This window comes from Streptomyces durbertensis, from assembly GCF_014156695.1.
In the GTDB taxonomy this organism is placed as follows: domain Bacteria; phylum Actinomycetota; class Actinomycetes; order Streptomycetales; family Streptomycetaceae; genus Streptomyces; species Streptomyces durbertensis.
This window is the reverse complement of the sequence record NZ_WMLF01000031.1, coordinates 1-23,001: the sequence shown is the minus strand read 5'-3', so window position 1 is coordinate 23,001 and position 23,001 is coordinate 1. Positions and strand designations below refer to the sequence as shown.

The following is a 23,001-nucleotide window of genomic DNA, read 5'->3' as shown; positions in this document are numbered from 1 at the left end:
GGGTCATAGCGGCGACGGAGGGGTACCGCAGGGTGTGGGCCCCACAACGATCCCGTACGGAGGAGATCGACATGGCCACCGGTACCGTCAAGTGGTTCAACGCGGAAAAGGGCTTCGGCTTCATCGAGCAGGACGGCGGTGGCCCCGACGTCTTCGCCCACTACTCGAACATCTCGGGCCAGGGCTTCAAGGAGCTCGTCGAGGGCGAGAAGGTGTCCTTCGAGGTCACCCAGGGCCCGAAGGGCCCGCAGGCCTCGAACATCGTCCGGGGCTGACCCTCGGAGCGTGACGCGCCCACGGCGCCCCCCGCCCGGCCACGTGCCGGACGGGGGGCGCCGTTGTCGTGTGGGCGTGGTCACGGCGGCGGGACGCGCGGGGGCGCCGGGCGGCCCGGCGGGCCGTGGTGCGCTTACCCTGCCAGGGGACGGCAGCGGTCGAGCGACGAGGGTGTGAGGAGTGTGCGGGGTCCGGGCAGGGTCGCGGTCGTGGCGTGTGTCGTGGCGCTCGCGGTGGTCGCGTCGGCCGCCGTGCTCGGGGTGCTCTCCGCCGACGAGCACCCGCCCGGCCAGCCCGGGGACGGCGCCGCTCCTGCGCGGGTGACCAACGCGGCGCAGGACGTGCTGCGCCGCATCCAGCAGGCCGGGCTGCCCGTCGAGCGGGCCACCGTGCACACCCCGGACAGCGATCCCGACCATCTGCTGGGGGAGCCGGACGGCTACCACAGCAAGGTCAGTTTCGAGGACGGCCGGGTGGACGGCGGGCTGGTCTCCGACAACGATCCCGGCAGCGTCGCGCTGGGCGGCGTCATCGAGGTGTTCTCGACGCACGCGGACGCCGAGGCGCGGGCCAGGCAGCTCCAGCGGACCGCGGCCGACATCCCGACGCGGGCCGAGCGCGGTTACCTCGTGCGCGGCGTGCTGCTGCGGCTGTCGCCGTATCTGGACGAGCGGGCGGCCGAGCAGTACCGGCAGGTGCTGGGCGCGCGCCCGGCGCCGACGGACCCGCCGCCGGGCGACGTCCGGGACGCCTGACCACGAGGCCCGACCGCGGCGGGGCGGACAGGACCAGCCGCAGGGCGGCTCAGGACGCTTCGGGAACGGCTCAGGAGCGGACGCCGCGGTAGTCGTCGCCGACGGTGAGCGTCAGCACGCCCGGCAGGGTGCCCCCGGCGGCGGTGGCGGCGCCCGGGACCCGTCCGCTCAGCACGCTGGCGTGGGCGCGCAGGCCCTGCGGGTACTCGACGGTCGTACGCTCGCTGGGGCTGGGGGCGTTCCCCGTCGTCACGACCTGGAATCCGGCCGCCCGCAGCTGCGCCGCGACCTCCGCCGCCCGGCCCGGCGTCGCGGTGCCGTTCAGCACGGACACCCGCACCTGCGCCGGGGTGAGCGCGGCGCTCTCCTCGGCCGCCGCCTCCAGCTTCTTCTTGTCGACCTCGCGGTCCTCGGCGAGCGAGGTGAACAGTTCCTCGGCCTGCGGGTACTGCCAGACGACGTTGGCCCGGTCGGACGGCACGTCGCGCTCGCGCGGGTAGTTCGGCACCGTCAGGAACGTCAGCCGGTTCGTGGGGATCCCCTGCACGCTGCGGGCGAGGTCGTACAGCGGGCGGACGCCGGCCAGCTCGCGGTCGGTGGTGAGCGAGCTGGTGAACGCCTCCATGAAGTCGAAGAGCGCCTTCGGGTCGCCGAGCTTGGACTGCGCCTTCTTCGCCAGCGAGGACATGAACTCCTGCTGGCGGCCGATGCGCGAGGTGTCGGAGCCGTCGCCGAGGCTGTAGCGGGCGCGGACGTAGCCGAGCGCCTTCTCGCCCTTGATCGTCTGGCACCCGGCGTCCATCTTCAGGTGCGCCTTCTTGTCGTCGATGGGCTCCTCGGGGCAGACCTCCACGCCGTCGACGGCGTCGACCATGCCCTTGAAGCCCTGGAAGTCCATCGACATGAAGTGGTCGATCCGCAGACCGGTGTTGTGCTCGACGGTGCGGATCGCGCAGGCGGCGGCGCCGGAGACGTCGCCGTTCATGCCGCCGAGGGCGTACGCCTCGTTGATCTTCGAATGGTGCGGCTTGGACGAGTTGCCCTCGTCCTGCTGGCAGCTGGGGATCTCCACCCAGGAGTCGCGGGGGAGCGAGACGACCGTCGCCCACTCGCGGTTGGCGGCGATGTGCACGACCATCAGCGTGTCCGACTGCATGGTCGTGAAGCCCTTGCCGTACTTGTCGCCCATGCCGTCGCGGCTGTCCGAGCCGACGACGAGGATGTTCTTGGCGCCGGGGCTGAGGGAGGCCGGGCGGTTGTCGCCGAGGCGGCCTTCGAGGTCGGCGGCGTCGATGTTGCCGTCGAGGCGGTGGTAGACGTAGCCGGCGAGACCGCCGCCGGCGAGCAGCACCGCGGCGAGCGTGCCCGCGGTCCAGGCCGTCACCCGGCCGCGTCGGGTGAGCCGGGAGCGCGGCGCGCGGCGGCGCCCGCCGCCGGAACGGCCGGAGGAGGGTGCGGCGCGGCGGCGGCCGTGGCCCGCTCGGGGCCCGCGCTGTGTGTCACCCACGCTGTACACCTCCAGCCCCTCTTCACGGGTCGAACGGGGCGCTGTCTTGTGCCGGTTCCTGCTCTTCTGCCCGCCCGTCCCCCGTCCAAGCACCGTGAGGCGGTACACGGCCCGCCGACAGTACCAATAGTGCAACGATCGGCGGGAGTGCTGTTTTCAAGGAGTTGACTCTTCTTGGCCGCAGGGTGAACGGGACACCGCGCAGAGTGACAGGAGAGGCGGAAAACACGTCCGTCGGCCCCGGATTAATTTGCGTCTCCTTTACTATGCCGGGAAGCAGGTCGCCGGCCGGGCGCTTCGCCCGGCTGTACGAAGTCCGGGCGCGCGCCCGGCAGACGAGAAGGAGCCGCGTCCGTCATGGGCGAACCTCCCAGTACCAGCCGTGCCACACCCCCTCCGCGCCTCCGCCGCCCAGCCGGCGGAAAGCGGATCACCGAGCGGGGGTGGCACGGACCCCGCAAGGCGCCGGCGCCCACCGCCGCCCGCCGCCACACCTCTCCGGTCGGCGCCCGCCGCCACGCCTCTCCGGCCGGTGCCCGGTGAACGCCGCACTCGGTCTCCTCGCGGTGCTTGTCCTCACCGCGGGAACCGGTTACTTCGTCGCACAGGAATTCGCTTACGTCGCCGCGGACCGGGTGGCCCTCGCCCGGGAGGCCGCCGCCGGCGACAAACGCGCCGCCCGCGCCGTGAAGGTGCTGGAACGGCTTTCCTTCATGCTCTCCGGCGCGCAGTTGGGCATCACCGTCACCGGCCTGGTCGTCGGCTTCCTCGCCGAGCCCGCGCTCGCGGAACTGCTGCGCCCGCTGCTCGTCGGCGTCGGCGTGCCCGAGGCGGCCGTCTCCGGCGCCGCGTTGACGGCCGCGTTCGTCGCGGCGCTCGCACTCCAGATGGTCCTCGGCGAACTCGCCCCGAAGAACCTGGCGCTGGCCGTTCCCGAACGGCTCGCCAAGGCGCTCGCCGCCTCGACGCTCGCCTACCTGCGGATAGCCGGACCCCTGGTGCGGGTCTTCGACTCGGCCGCCAACCGGCTGCTGCGCCGGATCGGCATCGAACCGGTCGAGGAACTGCACCACGGCGCCACCCTGGAGGAACTCGGCCACCTCGTCGACGCCTCCCGGGCGCACGGCCACCTCCCGCCGCACACCGCACGGCTGATGGACCACGCCCTGGAGTTCTCCGAGCGGACGGTCGGCGAGGTCATGGTGCCCCGCGTCGACACCCTCTACCTGGCCGCCGACGCGCCGGCCACCGAGATCGTCCAGCTCATCGCCGAACACGGCCACTCCACCTACCCCGTCACGGGCCGCCGGCCGGACGACGTCGTCGGAGTGGTCGGCGTACGGGAGCTGATGCGGCACGGCGCCGAGCGCGTCGACCGGGCCCGCGCCGGCGAACTGGCCCGGCCCGCGCTGCTCCTCCCGGAGACGCTCGCCCTCCCCGACGCGGTACGCAGACTGCACGAGCACGGCGGGGAGTTCGCCGTCGTCCTCGACGAACACGGCGGCCTCGCGGGCATCCTGACCTTCGAGGACATCGCCGAGGAACTGGTCGGCGAGATCAACGACGAGACCGACAAGGTCGTCGAACTCGCCGTCGCGGACGGGGACTCCTGGCTCGTCGACGCGCACCGGCGGGTCGACGAGATCGCCGAGGCCACCGGTGTGGAGCTGCCGGAGTCCGAGGACTACGACACGGTCGCCGGCCTGGTCGTCGACCGGCTGGGCCGCTTCCCCGCCGTCGGCGACCGGCTGACCGTCGCACTCGCGGCGACGGGCGGTACCGCGCTCGTCGAGGTGCTGAGCGTCGACCGCCACGTGCCGCGCCGCGTCCGGCTCACCGCCGCGACGGACACCGGAACGGACACCCGCGCCGGCGTCGGTTCCGGCGTCGACCTGGCCGCCACCGTGGCGCGGCCCGCCTCGCTGGTGCCCGCCGCCGGCGCGCCGGCCGTGGGCCGCAGCCAGCAGGAGGAGCCGGTATGAGTCCGCTGACCGCGTTCGCGCTCACCGTGCTGCTGCTGGCCGGCAGCGGGTTCTTCGTCGCCGCCGAGTTCGCCCTGGTGGCCGCCCGCCGGCACCGGGTCGAGCAGGCCGTCGCCGACGGACGGCGCGGGGCACGTTCCGCGCTCGCCGGGATGCGCGAGCTGTCCCTGATGCTCGCCGGTGCCCAACTCGGCATCACCGTCTGCACGCTCGGCCTGGGCGGCATCTCCAAGCCCGCGATCTCCGCGCGGCTCGACCCGCTGCTGGTCTCGCTCGGGTTGCCCACCTCGCTCAGCTACGTCGTCGCCTTCCTGGTCGCCATGCTGGTGGTGGTGTTCCTGCACATGGTGGTGGGAGAGATGGCACCCAAGTCGTGGGCCATCGCCCACCCGGAACGGTCGGCGATGCTGCTCGCGCCCGCCTTCCGGGCCGTGACGACCGTCGTGCGCCCGCTGATCCTGCTGCTGAACCGGGTCAGCAACGCGCTGGTCCGGCTCTGCCGGGTCACCCCGCGCGAGGAGCTGACCTCCGTCCACAACCGTGAGCAGCTGACCCAACTCGTCAAGGAGTCACAGCGGTTGGGGCTGATCAGCCGGGACGACTCGGCGTTGCTGACCAGGAGCCTCACCGAGCCGCAGACCCCGGTGGGCCGGCTCATGGTGCCGGCGGCCCGGATCGCCGCCGTCCCGGCGTCGGCGGACGTCGAGGAGGTGCTGGCCACGGCGGCCCGGCACGACCTCACCCGGCTGCTGGTCGTCGGCGACGGCGACGCTCCGGGCGGCGGGGCGCCGACAACCGTGCTGGGCTCGGTCCACGTGCGGGACGCGATGGTCGCCCGCCACCGGGGCAGGGCCGCCGCCCGCGCCGCGACGCTCGCCCGACCGGTGCCGGAGCTGCGGGCGGCCGACACCGCCGCCGACGCCATCGAGCAGCTCCGGCAGCGCCGGGCCTCGCTCGCGGTGATCCGTGACGCGGACGGCGCGCTCGCCGGACTGATCAGCCTGGACGACCTGATGGTCAGGCTGACCGGCCCGCTGGCCACAGCCGGGCCGGCGGGGCCTGCCGGGTCAGGCGGAGCCGCCGGAACAGCGGGAACAGTCGGAGCGGGCCCGGCGTAGGCCCTCGCCGGTCGCCGGTCGCCGGTCGCCGGCCGGAGCGGGAGCGTCGCTCACTCTCCGGCCGGCGACCGGCCTGCCGGCTCCCGGCGGCCCGGTGCGGCGGCCGGTGTCGTCGGGGCCGCCGTCGTCGGGGCCGTCACCTCGGCGCGGAAGATCCGCAGGGCGCGGCCGAGTCCACGGGCCGCGTCGGGCAGCCGCTTCGACCCGAAGACGACCACCGCGACCAGCGCCACGATGAGCAGGTGCCAGGGCGCCATTCCGTTGCTGACCATGTAGGCCACTATGCGCGGCGCCGATTCCCGGCCCGGCAAAGCGACGGAATGCCGCCGGCCAAAACCCGCCCAAGACCCCGGAAAGCGTTCCGGACGCCGGCCGCGCCGGCGGTCACCGGTCGGCGCAGGACTGCCGCCAGGCGTCCAGATCAAGCCGTTTCACCAGCGAACTCAGACCCAGTTTCCGCGACTGCTCGCAGAACTCCGCCGCCTTCAGCCGGTACTCGACGTGGAACACGGCCTTGCCGGCGTCCACGAACGGCTTCAGCTTCTCGCACTCGCGGTAGGCCGCGCATTCCTCGTTCACCGCGAAGTCGAAGTCGTCGAGCAGTTCCCGGACCTGGTCGACGTCGTTCTTCAGGGCGACGGCCAGTCCGCGTTCCCGGGCGAGACGGGAGAGCATCCGGTTGAAGTCGAGCTGGTGCCGCGCGGTGAGGGGGAAGCCGGTCCGGTTCTCGTAGCCGTCCATCTGGTCGGGTTCGACGGCGTCGAAGCCCTTGTCCCGGCACATGTCGAAGCGCTTGGCGATCAGCGGGCGCAGGACGTCGAGCTGCCGGATGTCCAGCCACCGCTCGCCCTCCCAGCCGTTGCCCCGGCCGAGCAGCCGCTTGGGGAAGTCGCCGGCGTCGGGGCGCCAGTCCTCCCAGGCCCCGGCGTTGATGTAGCAGATCACCTTGACGCCGCGCGCCTGCAGCTTCCGCACCACCGGGGCGTCGTGGTCGAAGCCGTCGATGTCGTAGACGGGCACGTCGACGTCCGGGTCGAGCTTGCCGGAGAGCTGCCACTGCCAGTCCAGGCCGGGCTTCGGCTGCCAGCGCCCCGTGCCCGGGGAGGCGGACGGTGACGGCCGCGCGTCCGTGTGGTCGTCCGGGTCGTCGGGCTTCGTCGAGCAGCCGGCGAGCAGCGCGCACAGCAGCGCGCCGACCACCGCCAGACCGATCCCGGAGCGCGCCGCCCCGGCCTTGTCGAGCGTCTTGTCGAACGTCGCACTCACGCCGTCTCCAGTTGTTCGGGCAGGGCGTCCCACGGATGCGGCAGGCCGCCGGGCACCGCGCAGCACACGCCGGCGCCGCGTTCCTCGGCGACTGCGGCCACCCGGTCCGCCTGCCCGGCCGGCACCCCGTACACGAGGTGGCAGAGCCGTCCCGGCGGAACCCGGCGCGTCCAGTCGGGAGACCGTGCGGTCAGGTACGACGTCCAGTCTCCTTCGAAGGTGACCAGCAGATCGGCGTGTTCGACGTAGCCGTACTCCGGATGAGTGCCGTGGTTGAACACGATCGTCCGCACGCCCCGCCTGCGCGCCAGCGCCGCCAGGCGCGCGTATTCGGGCAGTTCGGCGGGGCTGCCGGCGACCTGGTCGAGGAACGCCCCGTCGGTGCCGTACCAGGCCTGGTAGCGGTCCAGTTCCTCCAGCACCTCCGCGTGCCGCCGGGCGCCGTAGGCGGTGTCCGCGTAGCCGAGGAGCCGCACCCCCGCCGACCGCAGCCGGACGGCGACGTCGGCGAACGCGGCGTCCGGGGCCGTGCCGACGCCGCTCGCCGGGTTGAGCACCACGCCGTACAGCCGGGGCGCGGCGTTGAAGAGCCGACGCCAGGCCTCCGGCCGGTCGGCGGGGTTCTCGTACAGCGGTACCAGCAGACGCACTGCCGCTCCTGGTGTGGGTGGGTTGGAGGGGACTTTCCTTGCGGGTCGGGCGGTTACGGCTCAGCGGCTCAGCGGCTCAGCGGCTCAGCGGCTCAGCGGCTCAGCGGTGGGCGGTGGCCCGGCCCAGCAGGGCCCAGGCCAGGGGCGGCAGCACCAGCGCCGTCGCCCCGCACACCGCGAGCTGCACGGTCAGCGCGTCGACGCCCGCGAACGCGGGCAGCAGCAGCCCGGCCAGCTCGGCGCCGGCGGCCAGCCCGCAGGCGGTCACGGCGGCCCAGATCCGGCCGAACGCCTGCAGCAGCAGCGCCGCCCACAGGGTGGCGCCCAGCAGGAGCAGCAGCAGGAGCCGGCCCGGTTCGGCGCCGGGCGCGTACGGCCAGGCCAGCGAGCCGAGCCAGGCGAGCGGCAGCAGCAGCGCGAGGTAGCAGAGCATGCCCCGGGCGAGTTCGACGGCGACGGTGGTCCGGAAGCCGGCGAAGCCGGTGAGGTCGCGCAGCCGGCCCAGGGTGCGGTGGCGGAACCGTCCGAGCAGGTACTCGGCGGGTCCCATGCTCAGCGACAGCGCCAGCGCGGTCGGTGCGGCGATGCTGCCGAGCGCCGCGTCGCGCAGCACGTCGGCGAGGATCGCCAGCATCACCAGCACGCCGACGCCGAGACCGAGCAGCCCGTACGGCACGGACGACCACAGCGGCGGCGACAGGGACGGGTAGCGCGGCGCCGACTCCTCGTCCCGCGCGCCGAGTTCGGCGAGCACGGTCAGGACGGCCAGCACCAGTACGGCGGCCAGCGAGGCGCCCAGCAGCGCCGCCCGCCACGCCTCCGGCAGGTCGTCCCGCAGCGCGCTCAGCACGCCGCCGACCGTCACCGGCAACAGCGCCGCCAGCAGGGCCCGTTCGTGCCCGAGTACCAGCAGCACCGTCGCACACGCCAGATAGCCGGCCTGGCCGACGCAGAACACCCACACCGGCCAGGGCGCGCCGCCGGTCAGCAGCGAGACGCCCCCGGCGACCGTCACCGAGGCCGCCACCCCGGCCGCCGCGCCGCGCGCCAGCGCCCGGGCGGCGGCCCGCCGCCCGGGCGGGCCGCCCAGGCCCAGCCAGAAGTGCGCGCGGTGGGACAGCGCCTGGCTCCACGCCCAGCCGCACAGCGCGCCGGCCAGCAGGGTGAACGTGCCGGCGGGCAGCCCGCGTGTGCCGGGCGGGCCGCTGAGGAAGGGGCTGCCGAGGACAAACGCCAGGGCCGGCAGGGTGAAGACGATCCCGCGCACCAGGCAGCGCAGCAGCTCGGTGCGCGACCCGGCGCCCGGGTCCGGGGCGGGCGCCCTGTGGTGGGCGCGCGGCACCCGTCCGAACAGCTCCTCGGCGAGCGCGAAGGAGTCGGCGTAGCCGTAACGCTCCCTGATCCGCCGGTCGTTCAGCCCTTCGGACTCCAGCAGGGCGGCGATCTCCTCCGGGTGGACGGCGGCCGCGCAGTCCGCGCCGAGCCGGTCCACCAACTCCTCCAGCGCGTCGGCGTGTTCGCGGGTCGGCCGGCTCAGCTCGGTCACCGGGCACCGCCCTGGCCGACGAGGCGGGCGGCGGGCCGGCGGTCGGGCGCGGGACCGGGGGCCGCGCCGCCGCGCCCACGCACCGGCAGCGTCTCCACCGGCGGCGGTCCGGCCGGCCCGGCTGCGGTGGCGGCCGCCTTGTCGGCGCCGGCATCGGTCGGCGGCTCGACGTGGCGGACCGGGCGTGGCCGCCGGTCGGCGGGCGTCGGCAGGGCGGGGCCGCCGGAGGCCAGCTCGCGGTAGATGCGGCGGAAGCTGTCCACGGAGGCGCGCAGCGTGAACTGGTCGATCACCCGTTGGCGGGCGCGGGCGCCGAGCGCGGCCCGCCGCGCCGGGTCCCGCAGCAGCGCCGCCGTCGCGGCGGCCATGGCCTCCGGGTCGCGCGGCGGGACGACCACACCGCAGTCCCCGGCGGCCTCCCGCACCCCGCCGACGTCCGTCGACACGGTCGCGCGGCCGCAGGACATCGCCTCGATCAGGCTGAACGGGAACGCCTCGCTGATGCTGGACAGCAGGACGACGCTGCCGGCCGCGTAGGCGCGGCTGACCTGGCTGATCCGCCCCTCGAAGCTGACGCGGTCCGCGACCCCGAGCGAGGCGGTGAGCTTCTCCAGCCGGTCCCGGTAGTCCTCGTTGCCGGCCGGCACCCCGCCGAACAGCCGCAGCCGCAGCTCGGGGAAGTCGCGGCGCAGCAGCGCGTACGCGCGGACCAGGGTCTCCAGGTCCTTGATGGGGTCGATCCGGCCGGCCCAGGTGAGCGTCAGCACCTCCGGCTCGGGGCCGGCGTGCGGGAACGCGCCCGGGTCGACGCCGTTGTAGACGGTGCGGATGCGTGCGGCGGGGGTGCCGCCGCGCTCCTCCCACCGCCGGTTGTACTGGTTGCAGGGGGTGACCAGCCGGGCCGCCCGGTAGCTCTCGGCGGCCAACTGCCGGTAGAAGCCGAGCAGGAGGGTCTTGACGGGCGCGCCGAGCGAGGCGCCGCGATGGCCGAGGTAACGTTCCCGCTGGTAGATGCCGTGTTCGGTGAGCAGGAACGGCACCTCGTCGAAGTGCTGTGCCGTCAGCGCGGGCAGGGTGGCCAGTCCGCCGCTGACGGCGTGGGCTATGCCGCCGTCGGATATCCGCAGCCCGAGCGGGCGCAGCAGGTGTTCCAGCAGTCCGGCCGCGGTGAGGGCGTCGTGCAGGCTGGGGGCGGCCGGCGCGGTCGGCGTGCCCGGCCTCGTCCACACGTCGGTGAGGACCCGCAGGGCGCCCTCCGACGCGACGGCCCGGCGCAGCAGGCCCGCTCTCGCCAGTTCCGCCAACTCGTAGAGCGCGGGCCCGAACCCGGGGTCGTTGCCGGGGGCGAGCAGGGCGGTGAGGAAGCGTGCGTAGGCGTCGAGGAAGCGGCGCCGGCGGCCTCGGGTGGGGCCCTTGCGGTTGTCGTCCCGGGTGCCGCCCCACAGCGGGAACGCCTGGTGCCGTACGACATTGGGCGGCAGCTCCCAGCCCATCGGCTCCTGGCCGTTGGCGGTCAGCGACAGGACGCGGAACCGGACCTCCGGCATGCCGCGCACAAGCTGGTCGCACCAGGTGCTGACACCGCCGTGCACATGCGGGTACGTGCCCTCGGTGAGCAGGGTGACGCGGTCTCCGGCGACCGGTTCGCGGCGGGGTGCGGCGGTGCGGACGCGGCCTGCGGTGGCGCGGCCTGCGGTGGCGCGGCCGGTGTCGGTTGCGGCGGGTGCGGAGTGGGCGGGCGTGGCGGGCTGGAGCATCGCGCTCATAACTGCGTTTCCCCCAGGGCAGGAATGGCGTTCGGAACGGTGTTCGGGGTGTGCGGGCGGTTCGGTGAGACGTGGCATGGGTGTCGCGGGTGTGGTGTCGTGCCGCCCGGCAGCTGTGGTGCCGGGCCTGTGTGGTGCCGTACGTGCGCGGCGGATCTGCTGTTCGCCTTCCGTGACGGGCCGGGCGGAGCCTTCGGGCGCGCGCTGCCGTGCCCGCCGACCGGAGGGCCGACGGGCACGAACGCGCTCTGTCAGTTGGGCAGTTGCAGGGTGAGGGAGCCGCCCGCCTGGGCCGGCTTCGTCCAGCCGGAACGGCTCCCGGCGTACGCCGCGCCGAACGGCCTGGTGCCGCCGGCGGCGTGCCCGGTGACCGTGGTGCCCTTCGGCGCGGTCGCCGGCACGGGCGGCGCACCGGCCGCCGCGTCGACCCGGAGGGTGACCGTGTCACCGATCCGGTAGCCGCTGACGTGCCCGTCCGCGACGGCCTTCGCCCACCGGTCCCGGCGCTGCGTCTCCACACCGAGCTGGCGCTGCGAGCGGTTCAGCAGCGGCGTGTTCTTCGCGTACAGCCCCCGGTAGGTGTCCAGCAGGGACGTCATCACCGGGTACGCCAGCCGCTCCTCGGCGAGGTTGGACTGGTGGATGTAGTGCGGACGCGGATCGTTGTCGGTGGCGTGCGACAGCGCGATGCGCACCTCCAGCGGCTTGATGTACTCCTCGAACCCGGTCTCCACGTCGAGCGGTTCGGGCAGGCAGGTGGAGCGGGGGTCGGTCTCGCAGACGCCGCTGCCGCCGTCCGCCGTGCTGGTGTAGATCCAGTTGTACTCGTCGACCAGCTCCTCGGCCGTGCCCACGTTGTAGTAGAGGCTCATCGGGTGGCGAGGCACGGTGCGCGCCGGGCCGACCTTCCGCTGCTCCGGCTCCCGCGAGTTGTCGCTGGCGATCCACTTCACGCCGGTGTCGCGCAGCGCACGCGCCAGGTTCGGGTTGTCGTCCGGCTGCACCGGCAGCCGCCTGAGGCCGGAGTGCTCACCGGTGACCAGCTCACGCCGGTCGACGGTGATGCCCTTGGCCGCCGCCCAGTCCAGGTTCTGCTGGATCTCCTGGACGATCGTGGCGCGCGGCACCCACCTGGTGCTGCCGTCGGGCTTCTTCGCGCACACCCACGGCACCACGGACACGTCCTGCACACAGCCCAGGTAGGGGTGCGTGTAGGTGTGGTTGATCCACCGGAACTCGCCGCGATCCGCGACCAGTTGGTCGGTCAGGGCGTCCTGCCCGCCGTTCGCCGCACGCCACTCCTCGGCGAATCCGGCGTTGTAGACCATGTCCATGGTGAACCTGTTGTCCCGCTGCCACTGGACGGCGTGCCGGGCGTCGGCGTCCGTCATCCGGATCGTGTCCGGCTCCGTACCGGAACCGGACGGGCAGTCGAAGCCGCCGGGGGTGCAGTTGTTCTCGGTGTCCCAGCGGTCGTTCGGCGCGAAGGCGTCGTCGACGTGGACCGCGAAGTAGTTCCGCGCCTGGCCGAGCCGCACCCCGTCCGTCACCCAGTCCAGGACTCCCGTGGTCAGCAGCCGGAAGTGCTGCTGCCAGCGGTTGTAGCTGAAGGTGAGCACCAGGTCGCGCAGCCCGTCGTGCCGCCACTCGCCGATCAGCGAACCGCGCTCCTGGCTGCCGGGGATCGGCGCGTCCAGCAGGCTGGTGTAGCTCGAACCGGCCGGCGGGTCGGCCAGCGGCACCGCCAGCGCGCCGTACGTCTCGTTCACCGTCGGATCGAGGTCGTCGAACGGCACGCCGCCCTTGAGGTAGCCGAACGGGCCGTCGAGCCCGGCCTGCGTCAGTTCGGCCTCGGTGCCGTCGAGGACGCCGACGTAGCCGGGGTTCGCCGGCCAGTTCAGGCCGAGCGCGGGCTCCGGGTAGACGTACGCGTTGACCTGCGGCACGTCGAAGGCGGCCCGGTAGTCGCGCAGCGCGTCCCGCTCGGCGGAACTCAGTGCCGACAGTGCGGCGTTGGGGGCGACCACGCCCTGGAAGCGGGCGTGCGCACGGCCGTCCGTGGTGGTGCTGAGAAAGCCCTCGTCGATCGTGGGGCGCCCCGGGTCGCCCAACGGCACCGTGGTGTGGGGGGTTCCGGTGCCGCGCAGCCGTTCGCGGATCGCGTCCGTGCCCGGGTCTCCGCCGTCCAGGACCAGGACGCGGAGGTCGACGCGGGGCGGCTCGTCGGCCTCCGCGACGTGCTGGACCCCGAAGGTCAGCATCAGCGCCGCCGTGCCCAACGCCGCCACCCGCCGCAGCCGGGAGCCGCGTGATATCCGGCCGGGCCGCCTGGGCGGCGCGTTCCGACCGGTGTTGCCTATGACCATGTTCCGTACCCCCGAGGAGCGTCGGGCCGTGCCTGAGGCGACCGCCTGCGGTCGCTTGACGGCAGACAGCTTGGCGGCTGCGCGGGCCCGATGTGGCCAGAACGGCGCATCTGTGAAGTCGCTCTGGGATTCGCCCACTCACCCCCGAGATGAGCCTCGGGTTCCGCTGTGACCCACTGCTGTCGTTTGGTCGAACAAGGGGTGATATCGGAAGTACGAGCCCGGCGAGCCGTACGGGCCGACGGTGCGAAACAGCCCCGGAATCCAGCCCCCGGGCGGCTCCGGCGGGTCCGGCGGCGGAAACGGGCCGGCCGGCCCGGACCCGCTGGGGGTCCGGACCGGCCGGTCGTGTCGACGTCCGACTACGGCGTCGGGCGGAAGCGGAATCAGCCCTTCAGCTGAGCCATCCACTCCTCGACCTCGTGCGAACGGCGCGGCAGGGCCGCCGACAGATTGCGGTTGCCGTCCTCCGTCACCAGGATGTCGTCCTCGATCCGCACGCCGATGCCCCGGTACTCCTCCGGCACCGTCAGATCATCGGCCTGGAAGTACAGCCCCGGCTCGACGGTCAGGCACATGCCCGGCTCCAGCGTGCCCTCCGCGTACGTCTCCCGGCGGGCCACCGCGCAGTCGTGCACGTCCATGCCCAGCATGTGGCCCGTGCCGTGCAGCGTCCAGCGGCGCTGCAGCCCCAGCTCCAACACCCGCTCCACCGGGCCCTCCAGCAGCCCCCACTCCACCAGCCGCTCGGCCAGCACACGCTGCGACGCCTCGTGGAAGTCCAGGTACTTCGCGCCGGGCCGTACCGCCGCGATACCCGCCTCCTGCGCGTCGTACACCGCGTCGTAGATCCGCCGCTGGACGTCGGTGAAACGCCCGCTGACCGGCATCGTGCGCGTCACGTCCGCCGTGTACAGGGTGTGCGTCTCCACACCCGCGTCCAGCAGCAGCAGGTCGCCCGAACGCACCGGGCCGTCGTTGCGCACCCAGTGCAGCGTCGTCGCGTGCGGACCCGCCGCGCAGATCGAGCCGTACCCGATGTCGTTGCCCTCGACCCGGGCCCGCAGGAAGAACGTGCCCTCGACGTACCGCTCGGAGGTCGCCTCCGCGCGGTCCAGCACCCGCACCACGTCCTCGAAGCCGCGCACCGTGGAGTCCACGGCCTTCTGCAGCTCCCCGACCTCGAAGTCGTCCTTCACCAGCCGCATCTCGGACAGGAAACCGCGCAGCTCCTCGTCCCGCTCGGCGGTCACCTTGTCGACCAGCGCCGCCTCGACCCCCGCGTCGTGCCCGCGCACCACCCGCACCGGGCCGGTCGCCGCGCGCAGCACCTCCGGCGCCTCACGCACGTCCGCGCACCGGATGCCGTACAGCCGCTCCGCCTCGGAGAGGCTGTGGCGCCGGCCCACCCACAGCTCGCCCTGGCCGTCCAGCCAGAACTCGCCGTTCTCCCGGTCCGAGCGCGGCAGCAGGTACAGCGTCTCGTCGTGCCCCTCACCGCCGCGACGCGGCTCCAGCACCAGCACCCCGTTCTCGGTGAGGTTGCCGGTGAGGTACGCGTACTCGGTGGCGGCACGGAAGCTGTACTCCGTGTCGTTCGACCGCGTCTTCAGGTTGCCCGCCGGGACGACCAGCCGCTCCCCGGGGAACCGGGCGGACAGCGCGGCGCGGCGCCGAGCGGTCTCCTTGACCTGGGGGACCGGCTCCAGGTCGCGCAGCTCGGTGTCCGCCCAACCGGTCTTCATGTTCTCGGCCAGCTCTTCGGACACGCCCGGGTACAGGCCGTTCTTCCGCTGCTTGATCGGCTGCTCGTCTGCCGGGGTCTCCGGTGACTGCTGCTCGGCCACGTCGCTGCCTCCTTGCGTACGGACTGGGACCGCCCTCCATCGTATGTCCGCCCGTCCGAACGCCGGTCCTGACCGGATATGGCAGTTTCCGGACGTGGCGGATTCCCGACATGACGGGTTCCGGACGCGGCGTGCTCGCAGGCGCGGGTGGACTCACGGGTGACTCACGGGCGGGCTCAGAAGCGGGCGGCGAGGAGCACGACGTCCTCCTCGTGGTCCTCCCACTGCCGGGCGCCCAGCAGCTCGCCCAGGACGTGATCGGCCAGCGCCTCCGGCTCCGCGCGCACCTCCGGCGCCGCCGACCGCGCGGCCGCGCGCAGCCGCGCCATCGCCCGGTCCGTCGTCGCCTCCCCGGGGCCCGCGTCGACACAGCGGTGCAGCACCCCGTCCGTGTAGAGCAGCAGCGTCTCGCCCACGTCCAGGGTCAGCTCCACGCTCGGCGCCTCCCAGCACGCCAGCATGCCCAGCGGCGCGGACAGCGTCGTCTCCACGAACTCACACCGCCGAGGGCCCACCACCAGCGGCGGGCAGTGCCCGGCGCCGGCCACCACGATCCGCCGGGCCGCCGGCTCCGCGTAGCCGAACAGCGCGGTCGCCGAGCGCGCCGGCTCGGTCAGCCGCATCAGCAGCTCCAGATCCGACAGCACCGCGACCGGGTCCTCACCCTCCATCACCGCGTACGCGCGCAGCGAGGCCCGCAGCCGGCCCATCGCGCCCACCGCGCTCGGCCCGGAACCGGTGACCCCGCCGACCGACAGGCCCACCGCCGCGTCCGGCAGCGGCAGCACGTCGTACCAGTCGCCGCCGCCGCGCGGCCCCGTCCGGTGCCGCACGGCCAGCGTCAGCCCCGGCACCCGGGGCAGCCGGCTCGGCAGCAGCTCCTCGTGCACGGCCGCGTTGGCGCGTTCGGCGCGGGCCAGCGTCAGCCGCCGCGCCAGGTGCTCGGCGGCACAGCTCAGATAGAGACCGAGGAGATGGCGCTGACGCGGGCCCGGCTCGGCGGGCTCGTCGTAGAGCCAGACGGCGGCGCCCAGCCGGACCCCGGCCGTGCGCCGCCGCGCCGTGGCACCGCCGGCCCCGGGCCGGCCCGCGCCGCCGTCCGACGGCCCGGGCGGGGGCGCCCCCGGGGCCGGCCGACGCCCGGTGTCGGGGCCGGCGGCGATCAGGGGCACGGCGTAGCTCGCCGCGTAGCCGAGCCGCGCGGCGACCTCGCGGTGACGCGGATCGAGGTCGTCCTCACCGGCGATGTCGGGGTGGGTGATCTCGTCGGCGGGACCCGCCGGACCGGTCGCGGCGTCGGGCGTGGAGCCGGCCACCGCGTCGGTCGCGGGCTCGGCCCCGGCGTCCGTCGCGGGGTCGGTCGCCGGGTCGGTCCCGCGCCGGGCGCGCGGTGTCGTCGGCAGGCCGTCGAGCAGCCGGCCGTAGAACGCCGACCCGTCCGTCACCGTCTCGATCTGCCCGATGTCCGACCGCCCCAGCCCGAGCCCGATCGTCTGCTCCGGGCCCAGCCCGTCCGCCGGCTCCAGCACGATCAGCCCGCGCTGCGCGCCGACGAGGCTCGCGCCGCCCCGCAGCGTCTCGTGCAGGGTGTCGTCCAGCGTCTCGGCGCGGGCGAGCCGTTCCGTCAGCTCGTGCAGGGCGGTCAGTTCGTGGATCCAGCCGGCGAGATGGTCCTGGACGGCGGCCAGCCGGTCGACCGGGCCCCACGGCCCGCCGGCCGTCGGGCCGCCCCTGTGCCTCCCGCGACCGCGACCCCGGGACCCGCCGTCTTCGCCGTCTTCGTCGCCGTCGGCCCGGTCGTCCCCCGGGCCCTGTCCCCGGCCGTCGCGCGCGGGGTCGCCGTGTGGCCGAACAGTCTCATCCGGCGAGGACAGCGGAGGATTGATTCCAGCCACTTTTGGTAGATGGTGAGTTGTCATGAGCAGCGGCTTCCGCCGGAGGGCGTGGTTCTCACTGGCATCGCGAACCCCCATGTCATGCTGCTCTGCCACCAGTGCGTCCAGAAGTACACGTACCGGTCAGAGGATGTCCAGCATTGTCCGTATGCGGGCGATGGTGCCCAGGCACCGTCTGGGGTGAGGGGTGACAAGCCGAGTGTCCCGCAAGTTGGCGCAAAAAGTACCCCGCGTGCGCCAATTCGCGTTCGACTGGTTTCGCTCGGCGGTGTTACCCGGGACGCTCCCCGGGGCCGGGTGGCTTCTTCTGGGTAGACACGAGAACAGAGGCACGCACACGCGCACGACGGCTACCGCCGGGGCCCGGAACCCCCGAGCGGTTCCGGACGTCTCACACGGCGACTGTCGGGCCGGCTTCCGGCAGTGGCGAGAAGAGTTCACGACAGTACGGCAGCACGCGTGCGACCCCCCGCCGCGGGGATCGCGGGAGAGCGCGCATTCGCCAGCCGCGCGCCACCTCCCGCCACGTTCCACGCTCCGCCCACGGCATGATGCGCTGCCTCGTACGCACGGTGACGACGGCGCCACATGTTGTGATGTCCGCTCTGAAGCTCTCTGAACGTCTTTGTCGGAAGTTCGCCGCGAACGGAAAGGACAAGCGCTCATGCGCGAGATCCCCGGAAGGCAACGCATGACCCGCTGGGCACGGCGGACGGCCGCGCTCACCGTCGCAACCGAGTGGCGGTGGCCGGTGGTGCCCGGGGCGGAGCTGCGTGAGACCGGCGGCCGCGCCCCCTCCTGCGGCTGCCAGAGCACCGACTGCGTCGTACCCGGCGCGCACCCCTACGACCCCGGCCTGCTGGCCGCCACCACCGACGCCCGCATGGTGCGGTGGTGGTGGAACAGCCGCCCCGACGCGCCCGTCGTCCTGGCCACCGGCGGCCAGGCGCCCTGCGCGCTCAGCCTGCCGGCCGCCGCCGGTGCCCAGGCGCTCACCTCGCTCGACCGCCTCGGCGTACGCGTCGGCCCCGTCGTCGCCAGCCCCAGCCGCTTCACGTTCCTGGTGGCGACCTACGACCTCCCGGAGCTGGGCGAGCTGCTGTACGCCCAGGACCACGTGCCGAGTTCGCTGCGGTTCCACGGGGACGGCGGCTACGTGACGCTCCCGCCCACCGTCGTCGGCGGCGGCAGGGCGCGCTGGGAGCGCACCCCCGACGTACCGCGAGGCGCGGCCGCCCCCTGGCTGCCGCGCACCGAGACCCTGCTCGACGCCCTCGTCGAAGCCACCGCCGCAGCCCCCGGCGGCGGCAACCGACTCACCTACTGACCCCGCCCCGCCCGCCGGCGCGCGGCGGCGCGCGCGGCGATGCGCGGGCCCGCGCGCCGGGCGGGCGCCCGCGGGCTCCCGTACCCAGCGCACGAGTGGCCCCCGCGTCGCGGCGTGCTCCGCGAGCCAGGCGCCGGCCGTGTCCGTCCGCGTTCTCGGACGCGGCCGCCTCCGAACGACTGCTTCTCCGAACGACTGCTTCTCCGAACGGCCGGCTCGGCGCTCCTGACGCCGTGGGGCAGGAACTCCTCCCTGGTTGCCGGGTGGTCACGCCCCCGCCGACCACCGCAACCGATCCGCACCACGAGCCCTCGAACCACGGCGGCGACCCTACTCTCGCCAACCCCGCGCCGCACAGAGCCGGCTACTCGGCCCGCTGCCGGCCCGTTCGGACGCGGCGCCCCGGTGGGGTGGCGCGCCGTCCCCGGTCGGCTGCCCCGACAGGCCGACCGCCGGGCCCGGCGCGGGCCGCAGGGCGGGTCCGCGAGCCGCCTTCGAGGGCGGCCGCGCCGCCTGGACGTGGAGCGTTCGCACGGCGGCCCCGGGCCCCAGCGGAGCCGTGCCGCGGGGGTGCCGCGCCGGCTCCGCGCCGGGTCCGCGCCGGGTCCGCGCAGTGGTCGCGAGGGGGCGCGCGGCGGGAGTCTCGCGGCTGCTCGGGCCGCCCGGTGGCCCTCGCGCGCCACCCCGAGCCACCCGCGCGTCACTCGTAAGGGTTGAGCGTGGTCACGGATCGCCGGTAAGTGGGTGCGACGGCGGCCATCGGCCCGCCGAAGCCCTTATGTTCGGCCCATGCATCCCCACTCCCGCGCGGTCGGTCGGCGACGTGCCTCCGGTCCCCGCGTCGCCGTTCTGACCGCCGTGGTCGTGCTCGCCGCCGTGCTGCCGCTCGCCGCCTCGGCGGCGGGCCCGGAGTCGGCGGGGCGCGGCGGCCCCGCCGCCGGCCAGGGTGCGGCCGTGGAGTCAATGGACGGGCGCCCCGGCGCGGGTTCGCTCAAGATGCCGCCGGTGGGCGGGGGCCAGGACGCGGACGGGTCCGACGAGAGCACTTCGGACTCCGCGGCGTCGGACGTCGCGCGTGATGCCGACCGGGACGAGGCCGTTCCCCCCACCGGCGGCGGTGCCGCCCGGGACGGGTCGGCGGCCGGCGACGAGGCGCCCGGCGCCTCCACCGGCGAGGCGCCCGCCGGGTCGTCCGCCGCCGGGACGTCCGTGCGCGGCCCGCGGGCGGTCTGCGGTCCGCAGGTCGGTGAGCCGGAGGTGCTGACGGCGCAGACGTGCGTGCTGGAGCAGGACGACGAGACCTGGGCGCGTGCGTACTACCGCAATGCGAGCGGCGAGTCGTTGACCGCCGTGCTTTCCCTGTTGCGGCCCGACGGGCGCTCGCTCCAGGTCCACTGCGCACTCGACGGTTCCGCCGAGCCGGGCACCTGCGAAACGCCCCGGCAGCGGTCCGTGCGCGCTGTCGACGGCGAACTGCCGTACACGGCCGTGCTGGAGGTGGCTTCCTCGGACGGCGAGCGCCTGCTGCTCCGCTCCGGAAGCAACTCGCCGGAGACGCTTGAGAGTTGAGCGCCGCGACCGGCTCGCACGACGCTGCGGGGCGCGCCTCGGACGGGACCCGGAAATGGCAACGCCCGATCGCTGGCGACGGGGGATGCACCAGCGATCGGGCTTAGAGAACGGTAACAAGACTTCGCCCGCACGCAAATTCCGGAGTGCTTTTTCGGACCGCGAATCCCCAGCCGGAATGCCCGGTTGTGACAGGAATCACGACTCGTTGACATTTCAACGAGCTATGCGTGCAGCGGCGGTCAACTCAGCGTGATCTGCCGGTTCGACAGTCCGCTGCGCGCGCGGCGCTCGTCCGCCGTCAACGGCGTGGACGCGCCGAGAGCTTCCGAAAGTCGCTCCGCGAACGCCGCCGCCGGCTTCTCGCACTCCTCCGCCGTCATCGCGCCGGGCAGGTCCCACACGGGCACCAGCAGCCCGTGCGCCCGGAACGAACCCACCAGACGCGTGTCCTCACCGAGCGACGAGGCACCCGCCGCGTGCAGCCTGGCAAGCGCGTCGAGCAACTCGTCCTCGCCGTGCGGCATCACCCACCGCAGGTGGTTCTTCTCCGGCGTGCGGCACCAGTACGCGGCCTCCACGCTCTCCAGCCTGCTCGTCGGCAACGCGGCCGAATTCGCGCGCTCCAGCGAGGCGGCGACCTCGCCGCTCGCGCTGTCGGCGTCCGTCAGCCAGAACTCAAAACCGTCGTGGACCTCCGGCACCAGCGGCTCGTCCGGGTCCAACAGGTCCTGCAGACGCGGGCCGTCCGCCGACGGGCGCTCACCGCCCACCGGGTTGCCCGGCTCCGCGACCAGCGCGCGGCGCAGCACGTCCGCCACGTCACGGCTCAGGTCACCCGACGGCGTGTCGTTCTGAAGGCCGATCATCACCGAGCCGTCCTCCCGCCGCAGGCCCGGCCACGCCATCGGCAACACCGTGGCCAGCGTGACCGACGGCACGCCCTCCGGCAGACCGTCACGCAGCTTCAGCGTGGCCGTGGCGGCCGGCACCAACTCCCGCATCGCCACCCAGTCGCACTCGCCGGGCAGCCCCTCGAACGGGCGCCGCACCAGCTCGGTCACCGCCTGCGCGGCGGCCCGGCCGTGGCAGGCCTTGTAGCGGCGCCCCGACCCGCACGGGCAGGGCTCCCGGGCGCCGACCACGGGAATCTCCCCGTCGGTGAGCTGGGGCGTGGCGGCCTTGGTCTGGGGGCGGCGCTTCTTGGCCATGGCGCGGGTCTCCGTGGGCGAAGGTCGGACGGAACTGTCCCGCGAGCTTAGGACACCCGGGCCGCGCCGCGCGCGGACGCCGCCCGCCGCCGGGTGCGTCGCCGGCCGCGTCGGGTACGCCGCCGGACACGGTCTGGTGGGACTCCCGGCACGCGCGCTCAGCCGCGCCGGCCCGCCGTCCCGTCCACGCCGCCGCCGTCGAACTCCTCGACCTCGCCCAGCACGTCGAGCCGGTCCAGCGCGTCGCTCTCAAGACCCTCGATCCGCTCCAGGCCCTCGACCCGCTCCAAGCCCTCGAAGCCGCCCAGGCCCTCGACACCGTCCAGCCCGCCGTCGAACGCCTCACGTCCCCGGCGCCGTTCGTCGTGCGCGCCCGCCGCGCTCCTGCCGCCCTCCCCGCGCGTAGAACGGCGTCGACCGGCCAGCCCGCGCGGCGCGAGCGACGCCATGCCCGCCGCCAGCCCGCCGCCGCCCAGCCGGGCGTGCGGACTGATGCTCGGCTGCTGCGCCTGCGGACCGACGACGGCCCAGACGGTGACCTCCGACTCGCCGTTGTCCTCCACACCCCACTCCTGCGCGAGCGTGGTGATGATCGACAGCCCGCGCCCGCCGTGCGACGTCACCGACGGCTTGGCCGGCGACGGCCGCGTCGGCCCGCCGCCGTCCGTCACGGCGATCCGCAGCCGCCCGTCGGAGGAGCGCCGCCAGTGCGCGAGGACCGAGTCCCCGGGCGACAGCGGACTCGCGTGCCGACAGGAGTTGCTGAGCAGTTCGGAGAGTATGAGCACGGCGTCGTCGACCATGCCGTCCGGCGCGCCTCCCGCGCGCAGCTCCTCACGCATACGCCGCCGCGCCAGACCGACGCCCATTGGTCCATAGGGCACGGCCATGGTTGACGATGCCGGCACTTCCGGTGCCATTACGAACGCCACCCCCGAGACCTCCTCTGCCCCATGCCATGAACTTGGATGCCCTTTTCCGGCGCCACGGAAACCGGCCGGCATCGGTCGCCTGACGCACACGTAACAGACGAACACGGTCTGAACGCGCCGGGGTACGCCCCGTGAGGAAACGATCGGCACATGGTTGTCACGAAACGCTCAGAGTCGGCCAAGATCCGACAGTTGGGACAGCACCTGCTGTGGCCGATTTGTGATGACGGCGTCCACGCCCAACCGCGCGCACAGCTCCACGTCCGTCGGATCGTCGACCGTCCACACGTGCACCTGGCGGCCGGCGCGCTGCGCCCGGATCACGTAGTCCGGGTTGTTGCGGATGATGCGCATGCTCGGCCCCGCGATACGCGCCCCCGGCGGCAGCCGGCCCTCCCGGTGCCGGGGCAGCAGGAACTGCATCAGGTACACCGTCGGCAGGTGCGGCGCCGCCGCCCGCACCCGCTGCAGCGAACGCGCCGAGAAGCTCATCACCCGCACCGGCGTCTCCAACCGGTGCTCCTCCAACAGCCGGACCAGGCGCTCCTCCACCTGCCCCGCCCAACGCGTCGGATGCTTCGTCTCGATCGCCAACTCCACCGGCCGCCCGGCCGCCGCCGACTCCTTCACCAGCAGCAGCAACCGCTCCAACGTCAGCACCGACGTGCGCTCCCGATCCTCGGCGTCCGGCTGCTCGTCCGAGTCCTTCCAGGAGCCGAAGTCCAGCTGCGACAGAGCCGACAGCTCAAGCGTCGACACCGCGCCGCGCCCGTTCGAGACCCGGTTCACCCGCCGGTCGTGCACACACACCAGATGCCCGTCGGCGGTCAACCGGACGTCGCACTCCAACGCGTGCGCGCCGTGCTCGATCGCCTTTCGGTACGCGGCCAGCGTGTGCTCCGGGGCGTCCTCGGAGGCGCCGCGGTGAGCGATGACGGAAATCGATCCAGGTCCCACCGCGCCATACTCCCACTCCGAACCCCCACCC

At 74.0% G+C, this 23,001-nt stretch carries 18 protein-coding genes; 6 read left to right on the top strand and 12 right to left on the bottom strand.

Annotated elements, in window-relative coordinates:
* The first annotated feature begins 71 nt into the window (after positions 1–71).
* Entirely contained in the window at positions 72–275 is a 204-nt protein-coding gene (locus GL263_RS03815) for a cold-shock protein (protein ID WP_182854122.1), read from the top strand.
* A gap of 210 nt (positions 276–485) precedes the next feature.
* Entirely contained in the window at positions 486–1,031 is a 546-nt protein-coding gene (locus GL263_RS03810) for a hypothetical protein (protein ID WP_182854121.1), read from the top strand.
* A 70-nt stretch (positions 1,032–1,101) separates the two neighbouring features.
* On the opposite strand, the gene GL263_RS03805 is transcribed toward GL263_RS03810, so the two are convergent.
* Complete coding sequence (locus GL263_RS03805) at positions 1,102–2,538, bottom strand: LCP family protein (protein WP_438947912.1); 1,437 nt, start codon at positions 2,536–2,538, stop codon at positions 1,102–1,104.
* A gap of 539 nt (positions 2,539–3,077) precedes the next feature.
* On the opposite strand from GL263_RS03805, the gene GL263_RS03800 reads away from it, so the two are divergent.
* Together GL263_RS03800 and GL263_RS03795 are read left to right on the top strand one after the other, a co-directional pair.
* Positions 3,078–4,520, top strand: coding sequence for a hemolysin family protein (locus GL263_RS03800; RefSeq protein WP_323379235.1), 1,443 nt, complete (start codon positions 3,078–3,080; stop codon positions 4,518–4,520).
* Entirely contained in the window at positions 4,517–5,638 is a 1,122-nt protein-coding gene (locus tag GL263_RS03795; protein ID WP_182854119.1) for a hemolysin family protein, read from the top strand. The genes GL263_RS03800 and GL263_RS03795 overlap by 4 nt, the downstream gene beginning before the upstream one ends.
* Before the next feature lie 50 nt (positions 5,639–5,688).
* Here the strand turns inward: GL263_RS03795 and tatA are convergent, their stop codons facing one another.
* The 8 genes from tatA to GL263_RS03755 form a co-directional block, all read right to left on the bottom strand.
* Positions 5,689–5,910, bottom strand: a complete 222-nt coding sequence (gene tatA, locus GL263_RS03790; RefSeq protein WP_182854118.1) for a twin-arginine translocase TatA/TatE family subunit — start codon at positions 5,908–5,910, stop codon at positions 5,689–5,691.
* Between the two features lie 112 nt (positions 5,911–6,022).
* Positions 6,023–6,838 carry an endo alpha-1,4 polygalactosaminidase gene (locus GL263_RS03785; RefSeq protein ID WP_182854125.1) on the bottom strand — a complete coding sequence of 272 codons (816 nt, stop codon included), beginning with the start codon at positions 6,836–6,838 and terminating at the stop codon, positions 6,023–6,025.
* A gap of 62 nt (positions 6,839–6,900) precedes the next feature.
* Positions 6,901–7,554: a spherulation-specific family 4 protein gene (locus tag GL263_RS03780; protein ID WP_182854117.1), complete on the bottom strand. Its 654-nt coding sequence runs from the start codon at positions 7,552–7,554 to the stop codon at positions 6,901–6,903.
* A gap of 100 nt (positions 7,555–7,654) precedes the next feature.
* Positions 7,655–9,100, bottom strand: coding sequence for a hypothetical protein (locus tag GL263_RS03775; RefSeq protein ID WP_182854116.1), 1,446 nt, complete (start codon positions 9,098–9,100; stop codon positions 7,655–7,657).
* Complete coding sequence (gene pelF, locus GL263_RS03770) at positions 9,097–10,866, bottom strand: GT4 family glycosyltransferase PelF (protein ID WP_228456083.1); 1,770 nt, start codon at positions 10,864–10,866, stop codon at positions 9,097–9,099. The genes GL263_RS03775 and pelF overlap by 4 nt, the downstream gene beginning before the upstream one ends.
* Before the next feature lie 251 nt (positions 10,867–11,117).
* Positions 11,118–13,232 carry a hypothetical protein gene (locus tag GL263_RS03765; RefSeq protein ID WP_228456082.1) on the bottom strand — a complete coding sequence of 705 codons (2,115 nt, stop codon included), beginning with the start codon at positions 13,230–13,232 and terminating at the stop codon, positions 11,118–11,120.
* A gap of 386 nt (positions 13,233–13,618) precedes the next feature.
* Positions 13,619–15,079 carry an aminopeptidase P family protein gene (locus tag GL263_RS03760; RefSeq protein ID WP_182854115.1) on the bottom strand — a complete coding sequence of 487 codons (1,461 nt, stop codon included), beginning with the start codon at positions 15,077–15,079 and terminating at the stop codon, positions 13,619–13,621.
* 176 nt (positions 15,080–15,255) lie between these two features.
* Positions 15,256–16,974 (bottom strand): PP2C family protein-serine/threonine phosphatase, encoded by a 1,719-nt coding sequence (locus GL263_RS03755; RefSeq protein WP_323379234.1) that lies wholly within the window; start codon positions 16,972–16,974, stop codon positions 15,256–15,258.
* A 664-nt stretch (positions 16,975–17,638) separates the two neighbouring features.
* On the opposite strand from GL263_RS03755, the gene GL263_RS03750 reads away from it, so the two are divergent.
* Together GL263_RS03750 and GL263_RS03745 are read left to right on the top strand one after the other, a co-directional pair.
* Positions 17,639–18,301, top strand: a complete 663-nt coding sequence (locus GL263_RS03750; protein ID WP_182854113.1) for a bifunctional DNA primase/polymerase — start codon at positions 17,639–17,641, stop codon at positions 18,299–18,301.
* Positions 18,302–19,090: 789 nt separating this feature from the next.
* Positions 19,091–19,870 carry a hypothetical protein gene (locus GL263_RS03745; protein WP_182854112.1) on the top strand — a complete coding sequence of 260 codons (780 nt, stop codon included), beginning with the start codon at positions 19,091–19,093 and terminating at the stop codon, positions 19,868–19,870.
* A gap of 242 nt (positions 19,871–20,112) precedes the next feature.
* On the opposite strand, the gene GL263_RS03740 is transcribed toward GL263_RS03745, so the two are convergent.
* From GL263_RS03740 to GL263_RS03730, 3 genes are all read right to left on the bottom strand, one after another.
* Entirely contained in the window at positions 20,113–21,081 is a 969-nt protein-coding gene (locus GL263_RS03740) for a DUF5926 family protein (protein WP_182854111.1), read from the bottom strand.
* Between the two features lie 158 nt (positions 21,082–21,239).
* The gene (locus GL263_RS29205) at positions 21,240–21,971 is read right to left on the bottom strand and encodes an ATP-binding protein (RefSeq protein WP_438947911.1); all 732 of its coding nucleotides are present in this window, start codon (positions 21,969–21,971) and stop codon (positions 21,240–21,242) included.
* Between the two features lie 210 nt (positions 21,972–22,181).
* Positions 22,182–22,970, bottom strand: coding sequence for a glycerophosphodiester phosphodiesterase (locus GL263_RS03730; RefSeq protein WP_182854109.1), 789 nt, complete (start codon positions 22,968–22,970; stop codon positions 22,182–22,184).
* Between the last annotated feature and the right edge of the window lie 31 nt (positions 22,971–23,001).

What these genes read in the sequence shown, in the direction of transcription:
- GL263_RS03815 (WP_182854122.1), top strand. Translation starts at nt 72, where the DNA reads ATGGCCACCGGTACCGTCAAGTGGTTCAACGCGGAAAAGGGCTTCGGC.
- GL263_RS03795 (WP_182854119.1), top strand. Translation starts at nt 4,517, where the DNA reads ATGAGTCCGCTGACCGCGTTCGCGCTCACCGTGCTGCTGCTGGCCGGC.
- tatA (WP_182854118.1), bottom strand. Translation starts at nt 5,910, where the DNA reads ATGGTCAGCAACGGAATGGCGCCCTGGCACCTGCTCATCGTGGCGCTG.
- pelF (WP_228456083.1), bottom strand. Translation starts at nt 10,866, where the DNA reads ATGAGCGCGATGCTCCAGCCCGCCACGCCCGCCCACTCCGCACCCGCC.
- GL263_RS03765 (WP_228456082.1), bottom strand. Translation starts at nt 13,232, where the DNA reads ATGGTCATAGGCAACACCGGTCGGAACGCGCCGCCCAGGCGGCCCGGC.
- GL263_RS03750 (WP_182854113.1), top strand. Translation starts at nt 17,639, where the DNA reads ATGCGCGAGATCCCCGGAAGGCAACGCATGACCCGCTGGGCACGGCGG.
- GL263_RS03745 (WP_182854112.1), top strand. Translation starts at nt 19,091, where the DNA reads ATGCATCCCCACTCCCGCGCGGTCGGTCGGCGACGTGCCTCCGGTCCC.
- GL263_RS03740 (WP_182854111.1), bottom strand. Translation starts at nt 21,081, where the DNA reads ATGGCCAAGAAGCGCCGCCCCCAGACCAAGGCCGCCACGCCCCAGCTC.
- GL263_RS29205 (WP_438947911.1), bottom strand. Translation starts at nt 21,971, where the DNA reads ATGGCCGTGCCCTATGGACCAATGGGCGTCGGTCTGGCGCGGCGGCGT.